This is a genomic window from Yersinia fenwicki, assembly GCF_043099325.1.
Classification (GTDB): Bacteria; Pseudomonadota; Gammaproteobacteria; order Enterobacterales; family Enterobacteriaceae; genus Yersinia.
In genome coordinates, this window is the sequence record NZ_CP170755.1 from 3,831,068 (window position 1) to 3,857,836 (window position 26,769).

A 26,769-nucleotide genomic window follows, 5' to 3' on the forward strand; every position below is an offset into this window, starting at 1 on the left:
TTACAATCCGTGTAACCAGTTGAACACGCCATTTTAAACAAATGTTGACATAACCATAGAATTCACGTATCAATTTATGCAACGCAATATTTTAACTAATGAGAAACTGAAAAATTATGTTCTACTCAACCCGTCTACTAGGCCTACTACTCAACGCATCTCTCTTGCGCGGTATGTTGGTGGACGGAAATCAGAACTGATTCAGTCATCAAGATTAACAAACCCGCGCAAATGCGCGGGTTTTTTTTTACCCGCTAAGCGCAAAAGTAAACACGACAAGGAATAACCCATGAGCCAACAAGTCATTATTTTCGATACAACATTGCGCGACGGTGAACAAGCATTACAAGCCAGTTTGAGCGTTAAAGAGAAGCTGCAAATCGCGTTAGCACTGGAAAGGATGGGTGTTGATGTCATGGAAGTCGGTTTCCCGGTCTCCTCTCCGGGCGATTTTGAATCAGTTCGTACTATCGCGCAGCAAGTAAAAAATAGCCGGGTTTGTGCCTTAGCTCGCTGTGTTGATAAGGATATAGATGTTGCCGCTGAAGCTTTACGTATTGCCGAAGCATTCCGTATCCACGTATTTTTGGCGACCTCTACCTTACATATAGAATCCAAGTTAAAGCGCTCGTTTGATGATGTGTTGGCGATGGCGGTACATTCAGTGAAACGCGCCCGCAACTATACTGATGACGTAGAATTCTCTTGCGAAGATGCTGGTCGTACCCCAATTGACAACTTGTGCCGTATCGTAGAAGCCGCTATCAATGCGGGCGCGACTACCATCAATATTCCTGATACCGTCGGCTACACCACACCGTATCAGTTCGGTGGAATTATCACTGACTTGTATAAACGCGTACCTAATATTGATAAAGCCATTATATCTGTCCATTGCCATGACGATTTGGGCATGTCGGTTGCCAACTCCATTACCGCGGTGCAAGCCGGGGCGCGCCAGGTCGAAGGCACTATTAATGGTTTGGGTGAGCGCGCAGGTAACTGTTCACTGGAAGAAGTGATCATGGCCATTAAAGTGCGCGAAAACATGCTGGGCGTGCATACCAATATTAATCATCAAGAAATTTACCGTACCAGCCAATTGGTCAGTAAATTATGCAATATGCCAATACCCGCAAACAAAGCTATTGTCGGTAGTAATGCATTCGCTCACTCCTCCGGTATTCATCAAGATGGTGTGCTGAAAAATCGCGAAAACTACGAAATCATGACCCCACAGTCCATCGGCTTGAAAGAAGTACAGTTAAACCTGACTTCGCGCTCGGGTCGTGCAGCCGTGAAGCACCGTATGGAAGAAATGGGTTATCAGGATAAAGACTACAATTTGGATTCCTTGTACGACGCATTCCTGAAACTGGCTGATAAGAAAGGTCAGGTCTTTGATTACGACTTGGAAGCTTTGGCATTCATCAATAAGCAGCAAGAAGAGCCAGAGCATTACCGCTTGGATTATTTCAGTGTGCAATCAGGTTCTAGTGTGATGGCGACCGCATCAGTCAAATTAGTATGTGGTGAAGAAATCAAATCAGAAGCCGCCACAGGTAATGGCCCGGTCGACGCAGTGTATCAAGCCATTAACCGCATTACCGACTACCCCATTGAACTGGTGAAATATCAACTGTCTGCCAATGGTCAGGGTAAAGACGCATTAGGTCAGGTTGATATTGTTGTTGACCATAAAGGTCGCCGCTTCCACGGTGTGGGGCTGGCTACAGATATTGTCGAGTCATCTGCCAAGGCGTTGGTTCACGTATTAAATAACATCTGGCGCGCTCATCAGGTAGAAATCGAGAAGCAGCGTCTGCAACAAAATAATCAGGAAATGGTGTGAACATGACTAAGACTTATCATATTGCCGTTTTGCCCGGAGACGGTATTGGCCCTGAAGTAATGGCTCAAGCAAATAAAGTATTGGATGCCGTGCGCCAGCGTTTCGGCATCAAGATTTCAACCAGCGCTTATGATGTCGGTGGCGCAGCTATCGACCGTCATGGCAGCCCCTTACCGCCAGCAACAGTGAGCGGATGCGAACAAGCAGACGCCATTTTATTCGGCTCGGTGGGCGGCCCAAAATGGGAACATTTACCACCGGCTGAACAACCTGAACGCGGTGCACTGTTACCATTACGCAAACACTTTAAATTATTCAGTAACTTGCGTCCTGCACGTTTGTATCAGGGATTAGAAGATTTCTGCCCATTACGCAGTGATATCGCAGCGAAAGGTTTCGATATTTTGTGTGTGCGCGAATTAACCGGCGGTATCTATTTCGGTCAACCAAAAGGTCGTGAAGGCCAGGGTATGCACGAGCGTGCATTTGATACCGAAGTTTACCATCGCTTTGAAATTGAACGTATTGCTCGCATTGCTTTTGAGTCCGCTCGCAAACGCGGTGGCAAAGTTACTTCTATTGATAAAGCCAATGTTTTGCAAAGTTCCATTCTGTGGCGTGAAGTCGTTACCGCCATTGCGGCGGACTATCCAGATGTGGCGTTGTCCCATATGTATATTGATAACGCCACCATGCAGTTAATTAAAGATCCATCCCAGTTTGACGTATTGCTGTGTTCTAACTTGTTTGGCGACATTTTGTCAGATGAGTGCGCCATGATTACCGGTTCTATGGGCATGTTGCCCTCTGCCAGTCTGAACGAACAAGGCTTTGGCTTATACGAACCCGCTGGCGGTTCTGCACCGGATATTGCAGGCAAAAACATTGCCAACCCCATCGCGCAAATTCTGTCTTTAGCCCTGTTGTTGCGCTTTAGCTTAGGTAAAGACGACGCGGCCGCCGCTATCGAAAATGCCATCAATCAGGCATTGGAACAAGGTTATCGCACCGCTGATTTGGCAGGTGATGGCAAAGCAATCGGCACCAACGAAATGGGCGATATTATCGCTAAGTTCGTGGCTGAGGGGGTTTAAGATGAGCAAGACGTTATATCAGAAATTATATGATGCACATATCGTTTACGAAGCGCCGAATGAAACACCGCTGTTGTATATCGATCGCCACTTAGTGCATGAAGTGACATCGCCGCAGGCCTTTGATGGCTTGCGCGCCATGAACCGCCCGGTGCGTCAACCGGGTAAAACCTTTGCCACCATGGATCACAACGTTTCGACACAAACCAAAGATATCAATGCCAGTGGTGAAATGGCCCGAATTCAGATGCAGGAGTTGATCAAGAACTGTGCTGAGTTCGGCGTGTCTTTATATGACTTGAATCACCCATTCCAAGGCATTGTCCATGTTATTGGCCCAGAGCAAGGAATGACATTGCCGGGAATGACGATTGTTTGTGGTGACTCTCATACCGCGACCCACGGTGCATTTGGCTCATTAGCATTTGGTATCGGCACCTCAGAAGTTGAACATGTGTTGGCTACCCAGACGCTGAAACAAGGTCGGGCCAAAACCATGAAAATCGAAGTCAACGGCGATGTGGGCCCTGGCATTACCGCCAAAGATATCGTGTTGGCGATTATCGGCAAAACCGGCAGTGCCGGTGGCACCGGACATGTAGTGGAGTTCTGTGGCAGCGCGATTGAAGCGTTGAGCATGGAAGGCCGTATGACATTGTGCAATATGGCGATTGAAATGGGCGCCAAAGCCGGTTTAGTCGCACCGGATGACACGACGTTTAACTATTTAAAAGGCCGCCAATTCGCTCCGACGGGTGAGCAATGGGAACAAGGCGTGGCCTACTGGCGCACCTTGAAATCTGATGCTGATGCTGATGCTAAATTTGATACAGTTGTGACCTTAGATGCCGCTGACATCGCGCCACAAGTTACTTGGGGCACCAATCCGGGTCAGGTGATTGCGGTTAATCAAATTATTCCGGCACCAGAGTCCTTTAGTGATCCTGTTGAGCGTGCTTCAGCAGAAAAAGCCTTGGCTTATATGGATTTACGCCCCGGCATCAAATTGACCGAAGTCGCGATTGATAAAGTCTTTATCGGTTCTTGCACTAACTCGCGTATTGAAGATTTACGTGCCGCTGCCGCAGTGGCACAAGGACGTAAAGTGGCCACTGGTGTACAGGCGATTGTGGTGCCCGGCTCCGGCCCGGTGAAAGCACAAGCCGAAGCGGAAGGTTTGGATAAAATCTTTATCGAAGCCGGTTTTGAGTGGCGTTTACCTGGCTGTTCCATGTGTCTGGCGATGAATAACGACCGCCTGGAACCCGGCGAGCGCTGTGCATCCACCAGCAACCGTAACTTTGAAGGGCGTCAGGGCCGTGGGGGTCGCACCCATTTGGTTAGCCCGGCAATGGCAGCCGCCGCTGCGGTCAGCGGTCATTTTGCTGATGTCCGCGACTTATCTGCTGCCACCCACTAACCGGAGATATCACCATGACAAAATTTACTCAACATAAGGGTCTGGTCGCTCCGTTGGATGCGGCGAACGTCGATACCGACGCGATTATCCCGAAACAGTTTTTGCAAAAAGTGACACGCACTGGTTTTGGTCAGCACCTGTTTAACGACTGGCGTTTTCTGGACGATGCAGGCAAAGTTCCTAACCCGGAATTTGTACTGAACCAACCTCGCTATCAGGGTGCGACCATTTTATTAGCGCGCGAAAATTTCGGCTGCGGTTCATCACGTGAACATGCACCTTGGGCACTGACAGATTTCGGTTTTAAAGTGGTTATTGCTCCGAGCTTTGCTGATATTTTTTACGGCAATTCATTTAATAACCAATTATTACCGGTAACATTAAGCGAAGGTGATATTGATACTTTATTCCAGCTGGTTAAAGAGAATGAAGGTATTGAGTTTATTGTCGATTTAGAACACCAAACGGTGAATGCAGGTGGGAAAAGTTATTCTTTCGAGATTGATAGTTTCCGTCGCCATTGCATGATTAACGGTTTAGACAGTATTGGCCTGACATTGCAGCACGAAAACAATATTTCAGCATATGAAAAGCAACAGCCAGAATTCCTACGTTAATTATTTTAATAATATTTTGTGAGTATATTGTTGGTGTCAGGAAACCCCTGACCCAACAATTAAAAATAGATAAAAATCCTAATCAAAAAAAATCATTCACCCTTCACTTTCCACTGACAGTAAAATACAAATCCCATATCAATCAATCTGTTATATAACAGATGCGTAACTTATTAATTCATATAATATTAGTAACTCTAATATAGTTTTAATTGATTGTAATTTGTGCTGAATGTCACTTTTTATTTTTTAAACAACGCTATGCTGTTACTCACTATCCACACCTAGAGGGCGCCTTATGACACGCATTGCATTGCGTTACCAAGCACGCATCTCCGGCGACAGCCGAGCCTGGTTTAATATTGATTACCGCCTTGCCAACGATTTCCCGCGTTAATTCCTCCATTGCTTATTCAGCTTAGGCTGAAAAAACTCATTTCTTTATTTTGTTGCCGTCATAGGTAATACGAACAGTTATTTTCGCTCGTCACTCATGACTGCATTTTAATATTAATATATATACCCAAAATAATTGAAGTTGCAGATAGGCAGCAAGCAAATCCCGATGAGCTTATTCAAGTAGGTCAACTACAAGTAAGTGATTCGGGTGCGTGCGCGTAGCTAACGCCCCTGCGGCTTCAAATACGAAGGGTATTTGGAGTAATAAGCTATGAAACGCATCCCTGAGCCCTTCCGCATTAAAATGGTCGAAAATATTCGGATGACCAACCGAGAAGATCGTGAGAAAGCATTGATTGAAGCGGGCTATAACCCATTCTTATTACCAAGTGAAGATGTTTATATTGATTTGCTGACTGACTCCGGCACCGGGGCGATGAGTGACCGTCAGTGGGCTGGATTAATGATGGGTGATGAGGCCTACGCCGGTTCACGTAACTATTATCACCTGTGCGATCAGGTTAAAAAACTGATTGGCTACCCATTTACTATCCCAACACATCAGGGCCGTGGCGCTGAACAAATCCTGTTCCCTTGCCTAATTGCGAAAAAACAAAAAGCTGGCGGCGCCAAGAACCCGGTCTTTATTTCCAACTTCCATTTTGATACCACCGCCGCTCACGTTGAGATGAATGGTGCTAAAGCTATCAACGTCGTCACCCCGAAAGCCTTTGATACTGTGGCTTATTATGACTGGAAAGGTGACTTCGATTTAGACCAATTGAAAGCAACAATTGCTGAATATGGCGCTGATAACGTGGTGTCCATTATTACCACCGTCACCTGTAACAGTTCCGGTGGGCAGCCAATTTCAATGAGCAATATGCGCGAAGTGTATCGAATTGCTCAACAGCATAATATTCCAGTGGTCATCGACTCCGCCCGCTTCTGTGAAAATGCCTGGTTTATCAAACAACGCGAACCAGGTTATGGCGACAAGTCGATCAAAGAGATCATTCTGGAAATGTATCAATATGGCGATATGCTCACCATGTCTGCCAAAAAAGACCCAATGGTGAACATTGGCGGACTGTGCTGTTTCCGTACCGATGAGGACCTATTCAACGACGTTCGTATACGTTGTGTCCCAATGGAAGGTTTTGTCACTTACGGTGGGTTGGCCGGTCGTGACATGGAAGCGCTGGCTATTGGGTTGGAGGAAGGGATGAATGAAGACTTCCTGACATACCGTATTGGGCAGGTAGAGTATCTTGGTGAGCGGCTGCGTGCTGGCGGTATTCCGATTCAATATCCTACCGGCGGTCATGCAGTGTTTGTCGATGCCAAAATCCTGCTGCCTCATATTCCAGCCGAACAATTCCCGGCACAGGCTCTGAATAATGCGCTGTATCTGGAAGCAGGTATTCGCAGTGTGGAAATTGGATCATTGCTGCTAGGTCGTGATCCACAAACCGGTCAACAAAAACCATCACCATTGGAACTGCTGCGCCTGACCATCCCGCGCCGAGTCTATACCAATGACCATATGGATTATATTGCCGACGCCCTGATTTCACTCAAATCACGCGCTGAAGAAATCAAAGGCTTAACCTTCACCTACGAACCCCCTGTTCTGCGCCACTTTGTTGCCCGATTAAAACCTATCGAATAAGCGGCAACCGCCATACCAAGACCACGCCCCCTGCTGCTCTGGCAGGGGGAAAACAGCTACAAAATCGCTACCTCTATAAGTGGTAAAACCACACGAGGACACCCTACTATGGCCCAAACTACACTAGAAGATCAGGTCACAGCAGCAAAAATTAAAAATCCTTCCCTCCTCGGCGGTGCCATGATTATTGCAGGCACTATCGTCGGCGCAGGGATGTTTTCACTACCCGTTGTCATGTCAGGGATCTGGTTTTATTGGTCTATTGCGGTTCTGGTTTTGACCTGGTTTTGTATGCTTCACTCAGGATTAATGATCCTCGAAGCTAACCTCAACTATCATACCGGTGCCAGCTTTGACACCATCACCAAAGACTTACTGGGCAACGGCTGGAATGTGATAAATGGCCTGACCGTCGCCTTTGTTCTCTACATTCTGACCTACGCCTATATCTCTGCCAGTGGCTCAGTTATTCAACATACGTTACGCGGAATGGGAATAGACTTCCCGGCTCGTCTGGGCGGTCTGTTTTTTGCTTTATTCGTTGCTTTTATTGTTTGGCTCAGTACCACTGCGGTGAGCCGAATGACCACTATCGTGCTAGGCGCCAAGATACTCACTTTCTTTATGACATTCGGCGGGTTGTTAGGCCATATCGAACCAGTGAAATTATTTAATCTGAGTGACGCCAACCCAAGCTACCTGCCCTATCTGTTGATGACACTGCCGTTTTGTCTGGCGTCATTCGGTTATCACGGCAATGTCCCCAGTTTGATGAAGTATTACGGTAAAAATCCACACCGTATCCGTAACTGCTTGCTATTTGGTACCTTGTTGGCGCTGGCGCTATATATCATCTGGTTGGTTGGTACTATGGGGAATATTCCACGACCACAATTTCGCGAAATAGCCAGTCAGGGAGGGAATATTGATGTGCTGGTCAGTGCGCTGGGCGGGATATTAAAAAGTTCGTCAATGGACCTGCTGCTGACAGTATTCTCAAACTTCGCCGTCGCCAGCTCATTCCTTGGCGTCACTTTGGGGTTATTCGATTATCTGGCTGATTTATTTAAATTTAACGACAGCCGTTTAGGCCGAGCAAAAACAGCCGCCATCACCTTCCTGCCGCCAATATTGGGTGGGTTGATTTATCCCGATGGTTTCATTTACGCCATCGGCTATGCCGGATTAGCCGCTACCGTCTGGGCCGCCATTGTCCCTGCGTTGTTGGCACGAGCCTCACGTAAACGATTTGGTAGCCCGCTGTATCGCGTCTGGGGCGGTACCCCGATGATTGTATTAATTTTACTGTTCGGGGCGATTAATGCCATCGCCCATATTCTGTCGAGTCTGAACTTGCTGCCCGTCTACTAAAAACCACACAGCGCCCTGCGGGGCACTCAGACGGCTGACACCCCCCAACAACTCGATCTTACAAGGTGAGAACAGGGATAAGGGTAAAGCGTCCGCGCCAGGGAGGGCGCGGCTCGAGCCCCCAGGGAAGGGTTTACGGCGCCTTTACGACCTACCTGTTTTCACCGTTACGGACACTTTGCCATTAATCACAGCGCCCTACGGAGCGCTAAGCTTCCCTCACTCGCGCACAAATAATAAGCGACAGAATGGCGAGGATCATCGCCATCACATACACCGAATTATGACCCCAGCTTTCAGTTAATACTCCTTGCAATACCCCCGCCAAAATCACCCCAGTTGAAATACTGTTGGTAAATAGTGTAGTGGCAGCTCCCGCTCTGCCCGGCATTAAATCCTGAAAATAAAGCATCCCAATCCCAGCAACAATACCGATGAAAATGGCATTAAAAATCTGCAATAACATCAATGCTGTTTTAAACTTAAATAACACCAGCCCGGTATAAAACAGCACGCCAGCCAGCACGGCGAACAGCATAATTTTACGCTTACCAAAACGCCTGACCGAGTACCCCGCCAGCAGCATAATAGGAATTTCCAGCCCAGCCGCCGTTCCCATCAATAAGCCGGCCAGCCGCTCCGGCAGCCCCAGATTGGCAGTGATATATAACGGCATATCAATGATGTACATGGTGTTGCATGTCCACATCAGCATTGAGGCGATAAACAGCAGCAGGACATCTTTATCGGCAAACAGGCTACCCTGCGCAACCACAGGCGCATCCACCACCAGCGCTGTTCTCTTCACCGACGGCAAAATAAACCACACCACCAGCGCACTCAGCACAAAAATACCCGCAGCAATGCTGAACATCAGAGTGAAGCCATAATTCAGCGCCAGCATAAATGACAATGGCGGCCCGATAACCCACGCCAATGAAAGCTGCGCACGCATAATTGAGCTAAACATCACTACTTCGCGAGCTGAGCTATCGGCATATTCACGCGCCAGAGCGAAAATCTGTGGCATGGCGGTGTTAGCCACCGAGGCCAATAGCACACCGGCGGTGATCAAGGTGAGATAATCACGATTAAAAGCAAACAGCAGGCAGTTCCCCACCGCCATCAGATAGCAAACCATAATCAGCTTGCGACGATCTCCTCGAACATCCGAGCGCTTGGCCAATACAAAGCTGACGGTGATCCCCGCGATAGCATTGACGGTATAAAATAGCCCAACCCACAACGGGCGCACTTTCACTTCGGTGCTTAAAAATAGACTTAAGGTAGGAGCCTGCAAAGCGCCTGCAATACCAGAGAGGAAAGCCACCACAAAGAACGCAAGAAAAACCGGGTTGATACGACGGGAAAAGGTTAATGCAGATTTCATTCCAGGCTCCAGCGCCAAAGACAGCGAGTGAACGCTATGCTACAGAAGCGGTTATCTATAGAAAAGAAAAAAGCCAGCAGACTCTTCATCCGCTGGCTGGTGAAAACCACCATTACTCAGAAATTTTTGGAACTCAGGACTACAGCAAAACTCATTACTCAAAAAAATTATTTAAAACAGTCGATTACAAAGTATGCTCCGTGCGGGCGATAATATCGTCCTGCGCATCCGGTGACAGTGCGGTGAAGAATGCCGAGTAACCCGCCACCCTAACCACTAAATCACGATAACGATCCGGATATTGCTTGGCCTCCAACAAGGTCTCCCGCGAGACGATGTTGTATTGCACATGCCATCCCAGATACTCTTCAAAGAAGGTGCGCAGCATCATCATCAATTTTTCACGGTCACGCGGATTATCCAATGTGGATGGATTCAGTTTTTGATTGAGCAATACCCCACCAAGAATCGAGGCAGTCGGTAATTTCGATAGCGAGTTAAACACCGCCGTTGGGCCCAGATGGTCGGTGCCTGAAGCCGGGCTTGCCCCCTCCGCCAATGGGCTGTGTGCTTTACGGCCATCCGGTGTTGCCATGGTCGCCGCGCCAAAGGGCACATTGGCAGAAATGGATGACGTACCCGCATAATAAGTGCCGCCAATCGGGCCGCGACCAAAGCGAGTATTGTGATATTGCTTCAGCTCATCAATGTAAGTCTGATAAGCGCGGACTAACAGTTGGTCGACGTCATCAACGTCGTTGCCATATTTCGGAGCTGAATTTATCAGGTGCTGACGCAGTTGCTCGCCATTCAAACCGGCAAAATCATTGGCTAATGCTGTAGCCAGCTGCTGTTGGCTGATAAGTTGTTGTTCAAATACCAATTTGCGTACTGCCGCCAGACTATTACCTAAGTTGGCAATCCCGACTTGCAAACCAGAAACCCAGTCATAGCGCGCCCCGCCCTGCTTGATACTTTTGCCACGCTCAATACAATCATCCACCAGCGCAGAACAGACAATATCGTGGGCGTTCTCTTCCAATACCGTATCCACGACACACTCTATCTCGATGGATTTACGAGTGTAGTAACGAATCTGTGCATCCCATTGCGCCATCACTTGAGAGAAATCACTAAAGTTGCCCTTCGATAACCCTTGCCCTTGCGGCAAGAATACCTGCCCGGATGTTGCATCTCGGCCCTGCTCCAGCGCCGCCAACATCACTCTGGCAAAGTTAATAAAACTCATGCCGGTGCAGCGGTAACCCCACTTGCCGCCAACCGCCGTTTCAATACACCCAATCGCAGCATAATCATAGGCATCCTGTGGTTCGACACCCAGTTTGATAAATTCGGATATAACAATTTCGTCGTTGTTAAACGCTGGCATACCAAAACCGCAGCGAATAACCTGCACGCAGGCATCCAGAAAATCATCACTGATACCAGCATGGTAACGAACACTCAGGTTTGGCTGAGTAGAACGCAAGCGCCCACACGACTCCAGTACTGCATAAGAAAGTGGATTCACGGCATCAATAGCTTTGCCCTGTACCAGCTTTTGCCCGCCAATAGTGACGTTTTGATAAAGTGGGCTGCCCGCAGAGGCTTTGGAGTGCGAGCCGGAGCGGATTTTATTCACCTCCAGTAATTTCAGCCAACAGCTATGCAGCATTTCAATAGCTTGTTCGCGGTTAAGGGTGTTTTCCAGCTCAACATCGCGGCGATACCAAGGGTACAAATATTGGTCCAGACGACCGAAGGAAACCGAGTGGCCATTAGATTCAATCTGTAAAATCAGCTGAATGAAATAGCATAATTGCAGGGCTTGCCAGAAAGTCTGCGGTGGCTGATGGGCAATCAATTCACAGTTTTCGGCGAGAGTCTGTAGCTCTATCCGACGCCATTCGCGAGTTTCATCCTGTGCCATTTGCTGTGCAACTGCGGCGTAGCGCTCAATATGTTCGCTTAGCGCCGCGAGCGAAATATCAATCGCTTTCAGGAATTGTTCTTTATGCAGATCACTCCAGTCCGTCAGTTGCAGCCGTTCACGGCGACAGGCTACTTTACTGCGCAGGCCATCCAGCCCTTTCTCTAGCAATAACGGGAAGTTAACCGCCAAATGCGCATCACCGGAGGTCATATTCCCTTCGGCTTTTATAATGCCGGTTACCAGCAAGGCTTTTTGTTCGTCGGTGAACATACCATAGCAGCGATCCTGCACAGTTTGACCCCGCCACCACGGGCACAACCGGTGCAATACCGCTTTGTCTTCTTCACTGGCGGAGAAACCCGCACCAGGGCGATCGGCGAGATCGTCAATTTCATTCTCAATCCAGCTCACCGTGTATTCCGGAAAAATCGGCGCGGCCCGCAGCTGACTGGCCTGATTACCAATGATCAGCTCATCATTCTTAATCCAAATAGTGCGCTGCTGTAGATGATGGGCCAATGCCAGCGCTCGTCGAACAGGCAGCGGTTTATCCTGATGCTGTTGATAAGCCTCGGTATAATGTACAGCCCGCTCAGTACAGATCGGCGGTTTTACAATATGAATCAGCGCGTTTTTATGCTGTTTTGTCCGTTCGCTTAAGGTTACCAAATCGAGAGTGGTCATTGCGTCATCCTCTTAAAATTGCGGTAAGACCCTTATCACGGGCATAACTTTCCGCAAAGGCGAGCAGGTCAGGAGAATCTAAAGGTGTCTTGGCTGCCAGATACTCTTCACCTAACAGTGAATACTTGTTGATACCCAGCGTGTGATAAGGCAAAAAGTGAATCTCTTTCACACCAATTTCATCCGCGGCAAAATCGACAATACCTTGTACCGAGCGGCGATCAGCATTGAAATCCGGGATTAAGGGCACCCTTACAATGATATTGGTGTCTGCCGCCGCTAATTGACGAAAGTTATTCATCACACGCCTGGCTGAACCGCCCGTCCACTGCTGAAAGCGTTTTTCATCAGTGTGTTTCAAATCCGCTAGCATCAAATCAAGCCAAGGCAAAGAGGGGGCGATATAGTGCCATGGTGTATGCAGGCAAGACTCAACTGCGGTATGGATTCCATGCTGGTGGCAGCGCTGCAATAATTCAGCCGCCACAGCCGGTTGCATAAAAGGCTCACCGCCGGATAACGTCACTCCGCCGCTACTGCGCCGATAAAATGGTAAATCGCGTAACAATGTCTCCAGGGTGGCATCGATATCAATCGGACTGCCGCACACCGTCAGGGCACCACTCGGACAGCAAACCTTCAGCGCCTGAATATCGTTTTCTGCTAATTGCTGACGATGAATAACAATTTTATTATCAATGTGTTGGATTGCTTGCGGACAAGTCTGCTGATACAAATCACAGCCTGATAAACACAAGCGCGAGTCAAATAATACCTCTGGCTGACGTGAGCGACTTTCTGGGTTTTGGCACCAGCGGCAGCTCAGTGAGCAACCTTTGAGAAATACCACGCTACGAATACCGGGGCCGTCATGAGTGGAATAACGTTGTAAATTAAAAATCATCTTATCCCTCCCATTGTGGCTGTGATTGCACCGACATTGCCGCGTTAAGCTACTTTCATTGGCAACCAGTATCTGCGTAATATAGGGAAAGAAAAATTGATGAAATTTGTCGAGGAGTTCCTCTTTTATGTCTACCTCACGCCTGCAACAACAGTTCATTCGCCTCTGGCAGCGTTTTAGCGGTTTACCAACAGAAACCACCTTGCAGGAGCTGGCTGAAGTGCTGTGCTGTTCGCGTCGCCACGTACGTTCTTTGCTGGGCAGCATGCAACAAGAAGGGTGGCTTAGCTGGCAGGCGGAGGCGGGCCGAGGTAAGCGCTCACAATTGATCTTCCTCTATTCCGGCTTAGCCTTACAACAACAGCGAGCCGAAGAGTTACTGGAACAAGAGAGTATCGATCAGTTAGTACAGTTGGTCGGGGATAAAAAAGCGGTACGCCAAATGCTGCTATCCCAGTTAGGGCGCAGCTTTCGGCAAGGTAAACATATTCTGCGAGTGCTCTATTACCGCCCATTACAGAACCTACTGCCCGGCACAGCGCTACGCCGATCAGAAACCCATATGGTACGGCAGATTTTTAATGGCCTGACGCGGATAAATGAGGAAAATGGGGAACTAGAACCAGACTTATCACATCACTGGCAAGCCATAAGCCCATTGCATTGGCGCTTTTATTTGCGCCCAGCGATACATTTTCACCACGGCCGTGAGCTGGAAATGAGTGATGTGATCACCAGTCTGACCCGATTAATCCCGCAGCCACTGTTTTCACATATCACGGCAGTGCGTTCACCCACGCCGTATGTCATTGATGTGCATCTTAGCGCCCCAGATAACTGGCTGCCGTGGTTGTTGGGCAGTGTGCACGCCATGATCTTGCCCCAAGAATGGGAAAATCAACCCGACTTCCGTCGGCATCCTATCGGGACTGGCCCTTATTCTGTGATTCGGAATCACCAGAGCCAATTGAAAATTCAGGCTTTTGATAACTATTTCGGTTTCCGCGCACTAATTGATGAGGTCAATATATGGGTTCTACCGGAGCTGTCTGAAGAATTGGTTTATTCCGGCGTACAATTGCAGGCTGACGATACCAGCAAAAATGAACTGGAAAGTCGGCTGGAAGAAGGCTGCTATTTTTTACTGTTTGACCAGCGCTCTCCCCTGACCCGCAATCCTGATATTCGCCGCTGGCTTTGTGAACTGATTACTCCTGTCGCTCTACTCAGCCACGCAGACCCCTTTTATCAGCGCTATTGGTCACCGGCCTACGGCATGTTGCCGCGCTGGCATCACAACCGACTCAGAGTATTAGAAACGAAACCAGAAGGTTTGACCGAACTGACTCTCACCTTTTACAGCCACCATTCAGAGTTTGATGCCATCAGTCAGACACTAACAAAATTGCTTTCAGATCAAGGTGTTAATTTAAAAATACACGTAGTGGGCTACACACAGTGGTATCAAGGGGATGCCCAGAGCGACATGTGGCTTGGCAGCGCTAACTTCTACTTGCCACTGGAGTTTTCTCTGTTTGCCACTTTATATGAGCTACCGCTACTGCAATATTGTCTGGATGAAGAGTTACACCAAGACGTTGAATTATGGCGTAATGATACTTTACAGATGGCGGATTGGAGCCAACGACTGGTCAGCCAAAATCAATTCCATCCCTTGTTTCATCACTGGCTAGAATTATACGGGCAACACAGTATGCGTGGTGTGCGTATGAATACACTCGGCTGGTTTGATTTCAAATCAGCCTGGTTTACACCACCTGAGGCTTAAAAATCTATTCACTTTCTCTGCGGAGAATAATACTCTGCGGGGATTTTGATAATAACAGCTTCAATCAATGCATTGGACGACACCATCTCCTTAGCGATATAATACCAATGGACGCAGAATAAGGAGATAGCGCGGTGACAGATAGCGAAATGGAGAAAGAACTGTTAGCTAACGGTTTTACGGAAAAAGAAGTCAATAGATTAAAGAAAGTTCTGACCCATGAGCATGTTAATGATGCTGGAGGTGAGACATTGGAATCACTCATCCTTGATTTAAAGAAAGGTTTTATTCCAAGCTGTATTATTATTGGGACTATTCCATTATTATATCCATTGATCGTTACCGAACCTGTTAGAATAGGGGTAATAGCTTTCTCAGTGGTTGCAATATTTTCATTATTTAGTGTTAATTTAATTAACCCAATGAAATTATCATATAAGTCATATATGTTTTTAAAAAAACGAAACAGAAGCAAAGGGGAATGACTCCCCCTTATTTATTATTTTATGTAAGTTACATCTTCATGATTGTTAATATCTGAAATAATACGTATTTTATTTCCAGCCCCAGCAAACTTTAGCATTAAAGCGCCCTGACTCATTTTTGTAAAGTTTCTATAGTAATCACTCGGAATATATTTATATAATCGCCATACATCAGGTTTTAAACTCAGGGCAACCACACCATACAGTGATGATGCCATATCTACAGCATGATAAGCCATCGAGCCTGCTTTTGGCTCAAATCCCATAAACTTAGCGGTTATTCTGTAACCTTTTTCCATAAACCCTACATAGTTATCTTGACCGAATAAATGATATACTTTTTCAGCGACTGTACTAGCACCACTAAGCGTTAAATGTGCGCCAGCCAATTTTCCTATAACAAATCCCGACTTTACTATAAGTCCTGCCCCGGAAATAGCTTGTAATCCCCCACCGACAACACCAATGGCATTTATGGTATAACCAATTTCATTATTATATTTTTCCATATTAATTGTCATATAGACTTTTGCTCTATCCAGCGAAAGCATGGTGCCTTGCCTTTCTATATTGGCGCACTCATCTTTGATATTACTGATCGCAGCACGACACTCTGAATCAGTTTTTGCATTACGGATAATGTTTAGGTTGCCATCTGACAGTTGTTTTACTTCACTTTCAAATCGAGCTTTAAGGAAGAAATCCTTAATATGGCGGGAGGAAACATTCTTTGCTGTTTTCATTAAGTCGTTGGCAGCAGAGTGGGCCAATGCAAGAAAGTAATTATTGTCCCTTTCTCTTCTATTCAAGTAAATATCCATAAAACATCATCCATAATTAAATTAATAAAAAGAGAGAATATCTTATCTTCCAACCGGTATCACTGGGCTGCCTACTCATAGAGGTCTATTTCAGCCTTTACGCAGAGTTACCTCTCTATTTTCAGAATACACCCCGAGCGTTAATCTTATTTATTAATATCCTATAGGTATTTAATATTGGATAATTATTGACGGCATTGACTGACTCACAAACATCTTATCGGCCAACAATACCCTTTCCCCTACTCAAATTAATCTCTACAATAGCGGCGTCTCAACGGGGTGCTAAATTGCAGAAAACGGCAAGTTAGCTGAGAGCAAACCCGTCGAACCTGATCCGGTTAACACCGGCGGAGGGATTTGAGAAAGATAACACCTGTACTCCATGGATACCGATGTTAGCTACCGCCTCAGATACCTTTGCCACCTTTATTCTTAAGGAGTGCAAAGTGTTTAAACGCCTTATTCCCTGCTTATTTTTACTGTCTGCGGCCGCTGTGGCTGCTGATAAGCCCACATTGACAGTGTATACCTATGACTCTTTTGCTGTCGATTGGGGCCCAGGACCTGCCATTAAAAAAGCCTTTGAAGCTGAGTGCGATTGCCAACTTAAATTTGTCGCGTTGGAAGATGGCGTTTCACTGCTAAACCGCTTGCGCATGGAAGGTAAAAACAGTCAGGCCGATGTCATTTTAGGTTTGGATAACAATTTAGTACAAGCGGCGGAAAAGACCGGATTATTCGTGCCAAGTCAGGTAGATACCAGCAAACTAACCTTGCCGGAAAAATGGCAGAATAAGACCTTCGTCCCGTACGACTATGGCTATTTTGCTTTTGTGTATGACAAAAAAAAATTGAAAAACCCACCGAAGAGCCTGCAAGAATTAGTCGACAGTAAAGAGCCGTGGAAGGTCATTTATCAAGACCCACGCACCAGCACACCTGGCCTCGGCTTAATGTTGTGGATGCAAAAAGTGTATGGCGATAAAGCCCCGCAAGCCTGGCAGCAACTGGCGAAGAAAACCGTTACCGTGACCAAAGGCTGGAGCGAAGCTTACGGCTTGTTCCTTAAAGGTGAAGGGGATTTAGTGCTGAGTTATACCACCTCTCCGGCTTATCATCTGATTGAAGAGAAGAAAAGCAACTATGCCGCCGCCGATTTTAGCGAAGGCCACTATTTGCAAGTGGAAGTCGCCGGTGTGGTGGCATCCAGCAAGCAGCCAGAACTGGCGCAGCGCTTTATGCAATTTATGGTCACACCTGCATTCCAGAATCATATTCCAACCGGCAACTGGATGTATCCAGTGATCAAAATGGATTTACCTGCTGGATTTGACACCCTGACCGTGCCACAAAAAGCATTACAATTTGATGCTAAAGACGTGGCTGATAATCGCGGCAAATGGATTCAGGCATGGCAATCCGCCGTCAGTCGCTGATCCCCGCGTGGTTATGGCCGGGGCTAATCGCCGCCTTACTGATAGTCGGTGTCGCTTTGCTGGCGTTCACTGCTATCTGGCGGCACGCCGCCCCTGGTACGGATTGGCACAGCATCTGGCATGACAGTTATCTGTGGCATGTGATCCGCTTCACTTTCTGGCAGGCGTTTCTCTCTGCATTACTGTCAGTTATTCCGGCAATTTTTTTAGCGCGCGCCTTATACCGCCGGCGCTTCCCCGGCCGCCAACTGCTGTTGCGCTTATGCGCCATGACACTGGTGCTGCCGGTATTGGTCGCCATCTTTGGTATTCTGACCGTTTATGGTCGCCAAGGTTGGTTGGCGGCGCTATTTGGCTGGTTAGGGGTGGATTACCGCTTCTCGCCTTACGGTCTACAGGGAACCTTGCTGGCACATATTTTCTTTAATATGCCACTGGCGACCCGTTTGTTATTACAGTCATTGGAAAGCATAGCCGTTGAACAGCGCCAGTTAGCCGCACAATTGGGCATGAATGGCTGGCAGCATTTTCGCTGGGTTGAGTGGCCCTATCTACGCCGCCAGATTCTCCCCACTGCCGCACTGATTTTTATGCTGTGTTTTGCCAGCTTCGCCACTGTGCTCTCGCTCGGTGGCGGACCACAAGCCACCACTATCGAACTGGCTATTTATCAAGCACTCAGTTATGACTACGATTTAGGGCGCGCTGCATTATTAGCACTGATTCAACTGGGGTGTTGCCTCGGATGGGTGGTACTGAGCCAGCGGCTAAGTTCAGTATTGGCAGTGGGCAATACTCATGGGCAAATCTGGCGCAGTCAGCAGGACAGTGCCTGGTCACGCATCAGCGATACCCTGTTAATCGGCGCAGCATTACTATTGATGGTGCCGCCATTATTGGCTGTCGTGATTGATGGCAGCAATAAAACGATATTGACCGTGCTGCAGCAACCGGCACTGTGGCACGCCTTCTTTACCTCACTGACCATCGCCATTGGCGCAGGATTATTGTGCGTCACTCTGACCATGATGCTGTTATGGAGCAGTCGTGAACTGAAGCTGCGCCACCATGCAGCTTACGGGCAAGCCATGGACGTCAGCGGCATGGTCATTCTGGCGATGCCGGGTATCGTGCTGGCGACCGGCTTTTTCTTATTACTCAATGATACGTTGGGCTTGCCGCAATCCCCTTATGCACTGGTGATTTTAACCAATGCGCTGATGGCGGTACCCTATGCTTTAAAAGTGCTGGATAACCCGATGCGAGATCTTGCCGAGCGCTATACGCCGTTGTGTTTATCACTGGATATTCGCGGCTGGCACCGTTTGCGCCATATTGAACTCAGTGCACTGAAACGCCCTCTGGCTCAGGCGCTGGCCTTCGCCACGGTGCTTTCTCTTGGGGATTTTGGTGTAGTGGCGCTGTTTGGTAACGAGCACTTCCGTACCTTGCCATTTTATCTTTATCAGCAGATAGGATCTTATCGCAGTAATGATGGCGCAGTGACTGCCCTGCTGCTGCTATTACTGTGTTTCCTGCTGTTTACACTTATTGAAAAACTGCCGAGCCGCCATGCTAAAGCTTGAGAAAATCACCTATCTGTATGACCACTTACCGATGCGCTTCGATTTGAGCATTCAACCGGGTGAACGGGTGGCTATCCTTGGCCCTAGTGGGGCGGGTAAAAGCACTCTGCTGAGTTTGATTGCGGGCTTTTTAGCACCGGCCAGCGGCAGGATGCTACTGAATAATCAAGATCACACCATCACCCCGCCCGCTCAAAGGCCGGTATCCATGTTGTTTCAGGAAAATAATCTGTTCGCGCATTTAACTGTCGAACAGAATATCGCATTGGGATTGCATCCGGGGCTAAAGCTCAATCATGAGCAAAAGTTGCTGCTCGGCCTAATAGCGCAACAAGTTGGATTGGAAGCGTGCCTCGACCGACTACCGGCACAGCTTTCTGGCGGTCAACGTCAGCGGGCGGCGCTGGCTCGTTGCTTAGTGCGTAGCCAACCTATCCTGTTGCTGGACGAGCCGTTTTCCGCATTAGACCCGGCACTGCGCAATGAAATGCTGCAATTGGTCAGTCAGGTGTGTACTGACCGCAATCTGACATTACTGATGGTGTCACACAATTTGGATGACGCCGCCCGTATTGCCGAGCGCACTTTATTGGTGGTCGATGGCCGCATTTACTACGACGGCCCCACTCAAGCACTGGTTAACGGCACCGCCCCCGAAGCCAGTGTGCTGGGCATTTTTAGCCAGCAATGACTTTCCACAACAGATGACGGTAAATCGGCATAATGGGCTGCATATGCAACCAGATAAAGCTGGCAATGGCCACGATAATTGAAAGCACCGTCACCCAACGCAACCGGGCCAAAGGCAACCATTTACTCAAGCGGTCCGGGCTGCGTTTGCCAAAACGCCACCAGCGCCATGACAACCAGCACGCCAACCAAATTAGCATCACAACGATAAATAGGAGCCACTTAAACATATAACTGTTGGCATTCGGCGGGATATCAATCGCCACGCCCGCGAGTATGCCGGGGAAGAAATAGATCGGTGGCCAGGTCAGGCAACCAATCACATTCGGTAAGGCAAATTTTACCGGCGGTAGATTCAGCATGCCCGCGACCATCGGGACGATAGGCCGTGTCGGGCCAATAAAACGCCCCAGTAGCACTGTAGCCATACTGTGGTTATGTAATGCATGCTCAGTTTTCGCCAATAGCGATTTATGTTTTTTCAGAAAAGACCAGCGGTGCAGCGGCTCTTTGAAGCGGCGACCAATAAAATATGATAGCCAATCGCCCATCAAGCACCCTACCGTCGCGGCAGCCCAGGCGGTATAAAAACCCACTTCCCCACTGCCAATCAATGCGCCGACACTGGTCATCATGACCGTGCCGGGCAGTAACATGCCCACCAGCGCCAGCGATTCTAAAAAAGTGACTAACATGACAACAAATAGCGTGAAAGCCAGAGATTGCGTCAGTAAATGTAATAAATAGGCTTCCATAGATTTGTCCGTTGGTTAACACCCAAGGCTCAGGGGCGAGGATTGTCCGGCGTGTCGCGAAATGAGTCAATCATGGAATTGTATGAATCAATGGTAAATCATCAGTGAAATAGACAATTACTGTATAAATACCCATGCTATTATAGTATAAGTTTTCAGCCGTCATTCATTACTTAAAGGTTAGCATTGTGGGGCAAATCCGTCAGGGCTTCCTGCTCACCCGCCACTGGCGCGACACGCAGGCAGGCACCGAAGTTGAATTCTGGTTAGCCACCGATGATGGCCCGCAGCAAGTCAGGCTGCCGCCTCAATCCTCGGTAGCATTTATCCCGGCCGAACAGCGGCAAAGGGCTGAAACCGTGCTGCGTGATGAGCGCCGCTGTCAACTGCGGCCTCTTGAACTGACCGATTTCCATCAACGCCCGGTTATGGGGCTATATTGCAACCAACATCGTCAATTAATTCGCTTGGAAAAACTGCTCAAAGAAAGTGGAGTGAATGTCTACGAAGGTGATATTCGCCCGCCAGAGCGCTTTCTCATGGAGCGTTTTATTACCGCGCCGGTCTGGTTTAGCGGTGAAGACAATGGCAATGGCCCACTGCTCAATACCCAAATGAAACCTGCCGATGACTATCGTCCGACACTAAAGCTGGTGTCGCTGGATATCGAAACTAGCGAACACGGCGAGCTTTATTGCATTGGTTTGGAAGGCTGCAGCCAGCGGCAGGTGTACATGTTGGGGCCACCCAATGGTAATTCGGCCGATGAAGCGGTGCTAGATTTCAATCTGGAATATGTCGCCAGCCGACCGCTATTATTGGAAAAACTCAACCAATGGCTGGAGCTGCACGATCCCGATGCCATTATCGGCTGGAATCTGGTGCAATTTGACTTGCGCGTATTACAAAAGCACGCTGACCGCTATCAAATCCCGCTGCGCTTTGGCCGTGGCGGCAACTTGCTGGAATGGCGGGAGCACGGTTTTAAGCAGGGGCACTTTTTTGCTTCTGCCGCAGGGCGGTTAATCATTGATGGCATTGAAGCACTGAAATCCGCTACCTGGAATTTCCCGTCTTTCAGCCTGGAGTCGGTGTCACAAACCTTATTGGGCGAAGGTAAAGCCAGTGATAGCCCCTATCAGCGGATGGACGAAATCAATCAGCGCTTTGCCAATGATAAACCGGCTCTGGCGCGCTATAACTTGAAAGATTGTGAGCTGGTGACGCGGATTTTTGCCAAAACCGAATTACTCAGCTTCTTACTTGAGCGGGCAACGGTCACCGGGTTGGCAGCGGATCGCAGTGGTGGCTCCGTCGCGGCCTTTACCCACCTTTATATGCCACGTATGCACCGTATCGGCTATGTTGCGCCCAATTTGGGCGAGTTGCCAGAAGAGCACAGCCCCGGCGGCTTTGTGATGGATTCTCAGCCAGGATTGTATGACTCGGTACTGGTGCTTGACTATAAAAGTCTGTATCCCTCAATTATCCGTACTTTCTTGATTGATCCGGTTGGATTAGTCGTAGGGATGTCCCAGCCTGATGAACAACATGCAGTGCCCGGTTTTCGTGGGGCTTGGTTTTCACGCGAAAAGCACTGTCTACCGGCGATTGTTAACCAGATTTGGTTGGGGCGAGAAGCGGCAAAGCGACAGCAAAACAAGCCATTATCCCAAGCCCTAAAGATAATCATGAATGCCTTTTATGGTGTTCTGGGTTCCAGTGGATGTCGTTTTTTCGATCCCAGATTGGCTTCGTCAATTACTATGCGCGGCCACGAAATCATGCGAAAAACCCGCGAACTAATTGAAGCGCGGGGCTATCAGGTCATTTATGGCGATACCGACTCAACCTTTGTTTGGCTAAAAAACGCCCATAATGAGGAACAGGCCTCCAGTATCGGCAAAGAACTGGTGCAGTATGTGAATCAATGGTGGCAAACCCACATCCGTGAAACCTTTGATCTACCCTGCGCTCTTGAATTGGAGTTTGAAACCCACTATCGACGTTTTTTGATGCCCACCATCCGGGGCGCGGAGCAAGGCAGTAAAAAGCGCTATGCCGGGTTGATTTCAACCCCTACGGGTGACCAGATGATTTATAAGGGGCTGGAGACAGTGCGGACGGATTGGACACCTCTGGCCCAGCAGTTCCAGCGTGAACTGTATTTAAAGATCTTTCAGCAGCAACCTTATCAAGACTATGTACGGGATTATGTCGCCCGCACCCTCAATGGCGAACTGGACGAGCAACTGATTTACCGTAAACGCCTGCGCCGCCGGCTGGATGACTACCAGCGCAATGTCCCACCTCATGCCAGAGCTGCCCGTCTGGCAGATGAGTTTAACCGCAAGCTGGGTCGCCCGTTGCAATACCAAAATGGCGGCTGGATAAGCTATGTCATGACCACTGCTGGCCCCGAACCACTGGAAACCCGACAATCCCCTATCGATTACGATCACTACCTGACACGTCAGCTACAGCCTGTGGCAGACGCTATCCTTCCCTTCATGCATGATGACTTCACAACACTGACAACCGGTCAAATGGGATTATTCTAATAGCTTATACCCTAAATAATTCAATTTGCAGGAAGGCAGCAAGTGAGCGAGTCCCCAAGAGCTTATTGATTTTAGGGTCAAAAACAGGCAGTGACTGGCGTAAACTGCGGCCGCCACCGCACATGCGGCTTGAAGTATGACGGGTATTTTACAGGTGACGAAACGCTCAGCTTCCATTACCATAGCGCCCTTGCCAAAATTCGCATCAATCATATTTACCAGACTTTTCTACTCTTAACAGTCCAACAAAAAAATCGAGCCGATAATTTATGCCTTTTACACTTGGTCAACGCTGGATCAGCGATACAGAAAGCGAACTGGGATTGGGTACTGTCGTTGCCATTGACGTACGCATGGTCACCTTACTGTTTCCCGCAACCGGTGAAAACCGCCTTTACGCTAGAAATGATTCTCCAATTACCCGTGTCATGTTTAATCCGGGCGATACCATCACTCACCACGAAGGCTGGCAGCTGAAAGTGGAAGAAGTGTCTGAGGAGAACGGGCTGATTACCTATATGGGTACTCGCCTGGACACAGAGGAAACCGGCGTTTCCATGCGTGAAGTTTTGCTCGATAGCAAACTGACTTTTAGCAAACCGCAGGACAGATTATTTGCCGGCCAAATCGATCGCATGGATCGGTTTGCCCTACGTTTTCGCGCCCGTAAATACCAAAGTGAGCAGTTCCGCCTGCCCTGGAGTGGTTTGCGCGGCATCCGTGCCAGCTTGATCCCACACCAATTACATATCGCCTATGAAGTGGGTCAACGCCATGCGCCACGAGTCTTGCTGGCCGATGAAGTAGGATTGGGTAAAACTATCGAAGCGGGGATGATTATCCATCAGCAACTGCTGTCAGGTCGTGCTGAACGTATTCTGATTGTGGTGCCGGAAAGCTTGCAACATCAGTGGCTGGTCGAAATGCTGCGCCGCTTCAATCTGCGCTTCTCATTGTTTGATGACAGTCGCTATTCCGAAGCCCTGCTCGACAGCACCAATCCGTTTGAAACTGAACAAATGGTTATTTGCTCGCTGGACTTTGTACGCCGTAATAAACAGCGTCTGGAGCAATTAGCCGATGCATCCTGGGATCTACTGGTGGTGGATGAAGCACACCATCTGGCCTGGAGTGAAGAAGCACCGAGCCGCGAATATCAAGTTATTGAACAACTGGCCGAGCATATTCCTGGCGTCTTGCTGCTGACCGCAACACCTGAGCAACTGGGCCAGCAAAGCCACTTTGCTCGCTTGCGTCTGCTTGATCCTGACCGCTTCCACGATTACGAAGAATTTATTAATGAGCAGCAAAAATACCGCCCAATCGCCGATGCTGTCACCTTGCTGCTGGGTGGTGAGCGCTTAACTGACGATAAGCTGAATCTGCTCGGTGAGCTGATTAACGAGCAGGATATCGAGCCACTGCTGAAAGCGGCAAACAGCCAAACTGAAGATAGCGAAGCGGCACGTCAAGAGTTGGTAACCATGCTGATGGACAGACATGGCACCAGCCGAATCTTGTTCCGCAACACCCGTAATGGGGTGAAAGGCTTCCCACACCGGGTCTTGCATCAGATTAAGCTGCCACTGCCGACCCAATACCAAACTGCTATTAAAGTGTCAGGCATTATGGGGGCTAAAAAAAGCCTCGAAGCACGGGCCAAAGACATGCTTTATCCAGAGCAAATCTACCAAGAATTCGAAGGTGAAAACGCCACCTGGTGGAACTTTGACCCACGGGTTGAATGGCTGCTTAACTACCTGATTGCTAACCGAAATGAGAAAGTGCTGGTAATTTGTGCACAAGCCGCCACCGCATTGCAGCTTGAACAAGTACTACGCGAGCGCGAAGCTATCCGTGCCGCAGTATTCCATGAAGGTTTGTCACTGATTGAACGTGACCGTGCTGCGGCCTATTTTGCCTCCGAAGAAGACGGCGCACAGGTATTATTGTGTTCAGAAATCGGCTCTGAAGGGCGTAACTTCCAGTTTGCCTGCCAACTGGTGATGTTCGATTTACCTTTTAATCCGGACTTGCTTGAGCAACGTATTGGTCGTTTGGATAGGATCGGCCAAAACCGTGAAATCCAAATCATGGTGCCGTATCTGGAAAATACCGCGCAGGCGGTACTGGTACGCTGGTATCACGAAGGTTTGGATGCTTTCGAGCATACTTGCCCGACGGGCCGCACCATTTATGATAGCGGTTATCAGGAATTGATTACTTACCTGGCAACGCCAAGTGAGCAGGAAGGACTGGATGAATTTATCCACACCTGCCGCCAGCAGCATGAAGGGCTGAAACTGCAATTGGAACAGGGCCGTGACCGCTTGCTGGAGATGCACTCCAACGGAGGCGAACATGGGCAAGAACTGGCAGAAATCATTGCAGATCAAGACAATGACGTCAATTTAGTCAGTTTTGCGCTGAACCTGTTCGATATTGTCGGGATCAATCAGGAAGATCGCAGCGACAATTTAATTGTGCTGACGCCATCTGACCATATGCTGGTACCGGATTTCCCAGGATTACCACAAGATGGTTGCACGGTAACATTTGATCGCGAACAAGCGTTATCGCGCGAAGATGCTCAATTTGTCAGTTGGGAACACCCGATCATCCGTAACGGTTTGGATCTGATCCTTTCCGGTGACACCGGAAGCTGTGCGGTTTCTCTGTTGAAAAACAAAGCATTGCCAGTGGGTACTCTGCTTGCTGAATTGGTCTATGTGGTTGAAGCGCAAGCACCGAAACACTTGCAATTGACCCGTTTCTTACCCCCAACACCCGTACGGATGCTGATGGATAAGAACGGCACCAACCTGGCGGCACAAGTAGAATTTGAAAGCTTCAATCGTCAATTGAATGCTGTCAATCGCCATACCTCCAGCAAACTGGTCAACGCGGTTCAGCAAGAAGTTCACGCGATGTTACAACAAGCAGAAGCACTCGTTGAAGAACAGGCGCGTTTGCTGATTGAAGCAGCCAAGCATGAAGCGGACGATAAATTGAGTGCCGAACTGGCACGTTTGGAAGCCCTGAAAGCGGTTAACCCCAATATTCGTGATGACGAAATAGAGACTCTGGAGCATAACCGTAAAATGGTGCTGGAAAACCTCAATCAGGCGGGTTGGCGTTTGGATGCCATTCGTCTTGTCGTGGTGACACACCAGTAATTTATCAGAGTGGTATTCGAGCTACAGGATACCACTCTGATCCATAACCACTGATTATCACAACTGTAATCTGCATCAATCCTCATCCGCCTCTAAACCTGTATGACGTCGTTACCTGATAAACCTTACAC

At 48.4% G+C, this 26,769-nt stretch carries 19 protein-coding genes and 1 riboswitch; of the genes, 14 read left to right on the forward strand and 5 right to left on the reverse strand.

Annotated elements, in window-relative coordinates; genetic code table 11:
• Positions 1–289: 289 nt before the first annotated feature.
• From leuA to mtr, 7 genes are all read left to right on the forward strand, one after another.
• A complete protein-coding gene (leuA, locus tag ACF3VQ_RS17420; RefSeq protein WP_392432310.1) occupies positions 290–1,852 on the forward strand; it encodes a 2-isopropylmalate synthase in 1,563 nt (520 codons plus the stop codon).
• 2 nt (positions 1,853–1,854) lie between these two features.
• Complete coding sequence (leuB, locus tag ACF3VQ_RS17425; RefSeq protein ID WP_046695445.1) at positions 1,855–2,946, forward strand: 3-isopropylmalate dehydrogenase; 1,092 nt, start codon at positions 1,855–1,857, stop codon at positions 2,944–2,946.
• 1 nt (position 2,947) lies between these two features.
• The gene (gene leuC, locus ACF3VQ_RS17430) at positions 2,948–4,366 is read left to right on the forward strand and encodes a 3-isopropylmalate dehydratase large subunit (RefSeq protein ID WP_392432311.1); all 1,419 of its coding nucleotides are present in this window, start codon (positions 2,948–2,950) and stop codon (positions 4,364–4,366) included.
• A 14-nt stretch (positions 4,367–4,380) separates the two neighbouring features.
• Entirely contained in the window at positions 4,381–4,983 is a 603-nt protein-coding gene (leuD, locus tag ACF3VQ_RS17435) for a 3-isopropylmalate dehydratase small subunit (RefSeq protein ID WP_392432312.1), read from the forward strand.
• Positions 4,984–5,281: 298 nt separating this feature from the next.
• Entirely contained in the window at positions 5,282–5,380 is a 99-nt protein-coding gene (tnaC, locus tag ACF3VQ_RS17440) for a tryptophanase leader peptide (RefSeq protein WP_005156906.1), read from the forward strand.
• 273 nt (positions 5,381–5,653) lie between these two features.
• Complete coding sequence (gene tnaA / locus ACF3VQ_RS17445) at positions 5,654–7,054, forward strand: tryptophanase (protein ID WP_392432313.1); 1,401 nt, start codon at positions 5,654–5,656, stop codon at positions 7,052–7,054.
• A 108-nt stretch (positions 7,055–7,162) separates the two neighbouring features.
• Complete coding sequence (gene mtr / locus ACF3VQ_RS17450; protein WP_392432314.1) at positions 7,163–8,425, forward strand: tryptophan permease; 1,263 nt, start codon at positions 7,163–7,165, stop codon at positions 8,423–8,425.
• 208 nt (positions 8,426–8,633) lie between these two features.
• Here the strand turns inward: mtr and ACF3VQ_RS17455 are convergent, their stop codons facing one another.
• The 3 genes from ACF3VQ_RS17455 to ACF3VQ_RS17465 all read right to left on the reverse strand — a co-directional run bounded on the left by ACF3VQ_RS17455 (position 8,634) and on the right by ACF3VQ_RS17465 (position 13,336).
• Positions 8,634–9,815 (reverse strand): sugar efflux transporter, encoded by a 1,182-nt coding sequence (locus ACF3VQ_RS17455; RefSeq protein ID WP_392432315.1) that lies wholly within the window; start codon positions 9,813–9,815, stop codon positions 8,634–8,636.
• A 184-nt stretch (positions 9,816–9,999) separates the two neighbouring features.
• The gene (locus tag ACF3VQ_RS17460; protein WP_392432316.1) at positions 10,000–12,432 is read right to left on the reverse strand and encodes a formate C-acetyltransferase/glycerol dehydratase family glycyl radical enzyme; all 2,433 of its coding nucleotides are present in this window, start codon (positions 12,430–12,432) and stop codon (positions 10,000–10,002) included.
• Between the two features lie 4 nt (positions 12,433–12,436).
• Entirely contained in the window at positions 12,437–13,336 is a 900-nt protein-coding gene (locus tag ACF3VQ_RS17465) for a glycyl-radical enzyme activating protein (RefSeq protein ID WP_392432317.1), read from the reverse strand.
• A gap of 127 nt (positions 13,337–13,463) precedes the next feature.
• Between ACF3VQ_RS17465 and sgrR the strand changes: the two genes are divergently transcribed.
• Both sgrR and ACF3VQ_RS17475 read left to right on the forward strand, forming a co-directional pair.
• A complete protein-coding gene (gene sgrR, locus ACF3VQ_RS17470) occupies positions 13,464–15,125 on the forward strand; it encodes an HTH-type transcriptional regulator SgrR (RefSeq protein WP_392432318.1) in 1,662 nt (553 codons plus the stop codon).
• Between the two features lie 149 nt (positions 15,126–15,274).
• Entirely contained in the window at positions 15,275–15,610 is a 336-nt protein-coding gene (locus tag ACF3VQ_RS17475) for a hypothetical protein (RefSeq protein WP_032901987.1), read from the forward strand.
• A 14-nt stretch (positions 15,611–15,624) separates the two neighbouring features.
• On the opposite strand, the gene ACF3VQ_RS17480 is transcribed toward ACF3VQ_RS17475, so the two are convergent.
• Positions 15,625–16,431, reverse strand: coding sequence for a DUF4225 domain-containing protein (locus ACF3VQ_RS17480; protein WP_392432319.1), 807 nt, complete (start codon positions 16,429–16,431; stop codon positions 15,625–15,627).
• 268 nt (positions 16,432–16,699) lie between these two features.
• A riboswitch (TPP riboswitch) is annotated at positions 16,700–16,808 on the forward strand.
• Between the two features lie 72 nt (positions 16,809–16,880).
• Between ACF3VQ_RS17480 and thiB the strand changes: the two genes are divergently transcribed.
• From thiB to thiQ, 3 genes are read left to right on the forward strand one after another with little or no spacing between them, the layout of a single operon-like run.
• The gene (gene thiB, locus ACF3VQ_RS17485) at positions 16,881–17,870 is read left to right on the forward strand and encodes a thiamine ABC transporter substrate binding subunit (RefSeq protein WP_392432320.1); all 990 of its coding nucleotides are present in this window, start codon (positions 16,881–16,883) and stop codon (positions 17,868–17,870) included.
• On the forward strand, positions 17,846–19,456 hold the full coding sequence (gene thiP, locus ACF3VQ_RS17490) for a thiamine/thiamine pyrophosphate ABC transporter permease ThiP (protein ID WP_392432321.1): 1,611 nt from the start codon (positions 17,846–17,848) through the stop codon (positions 19,454–19,456). The genes thiB and thiP overlap by 25 nt, the downstream gene beginning before the upstream one ends.
• Positions 19,443–20,147: a thiamine ABC transporter ATP-binding protein ThiQ gene (thiQ, locus tag ACF3VQ_RS17495; RefSeq protein WP_392432322.1), complete on the forward strand. Its 705-nt coding sequence runs from the start codon at positions 19,443–19,445 to the stop codon at positions 20,145–20,147. The genes thiP and thiQ overlap by 14 nt, the downstream gene beginning before the upstream one ends.
• On the opposite strand, the gene ACF3VQ_RS17500 is transcribed toward thiQ, so the two are convergent.
• The gene (locus ACF3VQ_RS17500; RefSeq protein ID WP_392432323.1) at positions 20,134–20,901 is read right to left on the reverse strand and encodes a DedA family protein; all 768 of its coding nucleotides are present in this window, start codon (positions 20,899–20,901) and stop codon (positions 20,134–20,136) included. The genes thiQ and ACF3VQ_RS17500 overlap by 14 nt on opposite strands.
• Positions 20,902–21,089: 188 nt before the next feature.
• On the opposite strand from ACF3VQ_RS17500, the gene ACF3VQ_RS17505 reads away from it, so the two are divergent.
• Positions 21,090–23,462: a DNA polymerase II gene (locus ACF3VQ_RS17505; protein ID WP_392432324.1), complete on the forward strand. Its 2,373-nt coding sequence runs from the start codon at positions 21,090–21,092 to the stop codon at positions 23,460–23,462.
• Positions 23,463–23,731: 269 nt separating this feature from the next.
• Entirely contained in the window at positions 23,732–26,638 is a 2,907-nt protein-coding gene (rapA, locus tag ACF3VQ_RS17510; protein WP_392432325.1) for an RNA polymerase-associated protein RapA, read from the forward strand.
• The last annotated feature ends 131 nt before the right edge of the window (positions 26,639–26,769 follow it).